The organism is Eubacterium ramulus, assembly GCF_003122485.1.
GTDB lineage: Bacteria > Bacillota > Clostridia > Lachnospirales > Lachnospiraceae > Eubacterium_I > Eubacterium_I ramulus_A.
In genome coordinates, this window is sequence record NZ_JRFU01000118.1 from 1 (window position 1) to 2,710 (window position 2,710).

2 protein-coding genes are annotated in these 2,710 nt (G+C 42.2%); one reads left to right on the plus strand and one right to left on the minus strand.

Features of this window, described 5'->3' with window-relative positions; all coding sequences use genetic code 11:
- The first annotated feature begins 471 nt into the window (after positions 1-471).
- A complete protein-coding gene (locus LG34_RS10280) occupies positions 472-1,620 on the plus strand; it encodes a PucR family transcriptional regulator (protein ID WP_181369345.1) in 1,149 nt (382 codons plus the stop codon).
- 97 nt (positions 1,621-1,717) lie between these two features.
- Here LG34_RS10280 and LG34_RS10285 read toward each other — a convergent pair whose 3' ends face one another.
- On the minus strand, positions 1,718-2,467 hold the full coding sequence (locus LG34_RS10285) for a PIG-L family deacetylase (protein ID WP_109215964.1): 750 nt from the start codon (positions 2,465-2,467) through the stop codon (positions 1,718-1,720).
- Between the last annotated feature and the right edge of the window lie 243 nt (positions 2,468-2,710).

Sequence of the window (2,710 nt, forward strand, 5' to 3'; positions counted from 1 at the left end):
AAGAAGATGTCAGCTTGCGCTGACCAGAATCACGCACCAAGTCTCACGTACGTTCGACTTGAACGTGGATTATGTCAATTATCGGTTTGGAGATTAGGTTAAACCTTTTATTGAGAGAAAACTGTTTCAAGAAAAAAATATGTGAGCAAAAAGAAAAAATGGGGCTGTTCAAGAATGTTTGTGCCGCAGCACAAGAAAAATTGTGAAAAATATACTTGCCTTTTTTGTAAAATACAGTTACTATATATCAAAAGTCAGTATTTAGGGAAATGCTGACGGAGAATAACGAAGACAGACGCAAAGAAGCCATGACCATTTCTGGTCATGGCTTCTTTTTTACAGAAATTGGAACTATTTAGAGATGATTTTGCAATTGAGTTCTGTGTGATTACAATAAGAGCTTTTTTGAGACTTAAATAGTGTGATTTCTGTAGGATTATTGCGGAAAATTTTCAGTTAGGAGCGATGTGTATGGCTATTTTACTGAGGCAGTTATGTGAAAAAGCAAGTTATCTGTACGGAATGCGGATTCTGGCAGGAGAGAACGGGACAGGCAATATCGTGCAGTGGATCCATACCCTGGAGGACGTGGAGACCGGTGGATTCATTCACGGCGGAGAACTGATCTTTACCACGGGAATTGCGCAGAACGGCAATGAATGGCTACTGGAATTTGTAGAAAATCTGTATGAGCGGGAAGCCAGTGGTCTGGTGGTTAATGTGGGACCTTACATTACATCCGTGCCACAGTCCGTCATTGATTATTGTAATAAAATGAATTTTCCATTGCTGGAAGTGCCGTGGAAAACCCGTCTGGTGGACATTACGAGAGATTTTTCCAACCAGATCTTCCAGAACGAAAAAGAAGAAGAAAATCTGGCGGACACATTGAAAAATATCGTGTTTGATCCGAAAAATGCCAGAGAATATCTTCCGGCTCTTGCCCGCAATAACTTTAATGTAAATGGAAAATTCTGCATCATGGGAATCGACATTGATTTTCTGAACCGAAATGTCTACCGGCAGAAAATGTTTCGGTCGCATCTGCTGCGCCGGGTGGAGCGAATGGTGGGAACCATCGGATATTTTGTGTCTTCAGAGTCTATTTTTATCGTATTGAATGATTTCGCAAACGAGGAGATCCACGATTTGGCAAAACGTCTGGAGGAGCAGGAAGGTTTCGATACTGTGACGTTAAAGATTGCCGTCAGTCAGAATGAACCCGGAATCGAGCATTTGTTTGAGAACTATAAAAAAGTCTGTACCCTGTTGCGTCTGGCACGAAAACGTGGGGAAAGTCCACTTTTTTATGATGAATTTGGTGCGAAAAAGATTCTGTTGTCCGTGGGAGATAATGAAGTTCTGGAGAGTTATTATCACGAGACGCTTGGTGCATTGGAACGTTATGACCGGGAAAATGACACACAGTATCTGGAACTCCTGCGCCGCTATCTTGAGCTGGACGGCAGCGTGCAGGCACTGGCAGATGCGGTGTACGTGCACAGAAACACCATTAATTACCAGTTAAATAAGATCAAGAAGATCCTTGGCAGGGATTTCAGTGGTTTGCAGAGCCGGTTTGAACTGATCCTTGCATATCAGGTACGGGAATTGTTGTAATAAAGGAAAATTAATAGTGAAAGAAAAGCTTTTATTGTGTGTTGAGGTGATACCCAGTAAAAGCTTTCTTACTTTTATGGAGATTTTGTGGAAACGTTCATTGAGATGCTGGAATCCAGTTTTCGTAAGGCAGCATGTGACCAAGATGCTCCATAACTTTTTCCTGAGAACCATATAACCTGGTCAATGCCATTTTACGGTCTAATTCCTGACCGGAGATGGCATTGGTCAGGTATTTTTTATATTTGTCGGAATCCATATTTTTCGCTTTCACATATTTCCCAAAATAGTAAAGCCGGTCAAGCTGTTCCTGGTCAGAGACAGCAGTTGTGGTCAGTTCGCTGGTCATCTGATGGTGAATGTGTCCATATTCTCCCTCCGGATTGTGGGTTACGATGGTTTTCCAGTCATTCATTTTCAGAATCGAAGCAATGTCTTTTTCAATTTCCGTTTTGCAGCTGTTCCAGTTATCGCGTTTCCCAAGTGTTTTGTCCGGATAGGTCAGCATAATGCCGATGGAGTCGGTTTGTCTGATGACAGATTCAAATTCCCGGCGGCGGGTTTTGTTATTGCCATTGGTGATGCACACAACTACATAGTTTCCGTTCAACAGATGAGAACCGCCCCAGATTGTTTCATCATCCGGATGCGCGACGATCATCAGAGAGTCATAGCTGGCAAGGGCACTTTGGGGAACGTGCGACAGACTGTTCAATTTGCCTTCGCAGTCACTGGAAAAATACCAGACCGCTTTTTCGTTTGCGTTTATACTATAGTAAAGTGCTCCGCCAAATAATGCCGCGAACAGTACAAGGCACAGCAGCAGAGAAATCAGTTTTTTCTTCATGGTAAATTCGTCCCTTTCGGAGTAGTGTCTTTTTCTAAAAAGAATATGTCAGCTTACGCTGACCGGAGTTACGCGCCAAGTCTCATGTGCGTTCGACCTGAATTTTAATAAATTTAGTATACCACTGAAATCTTAAAAAACTCTTAACGTCTGCAAAAGTTTTCTTTGTTTTTGAATGATTTATGTATGTTCATTGTTTCATCTCAGTCTGAGTTGAGACTCCCACTTCTGCAAGTGGTGAGT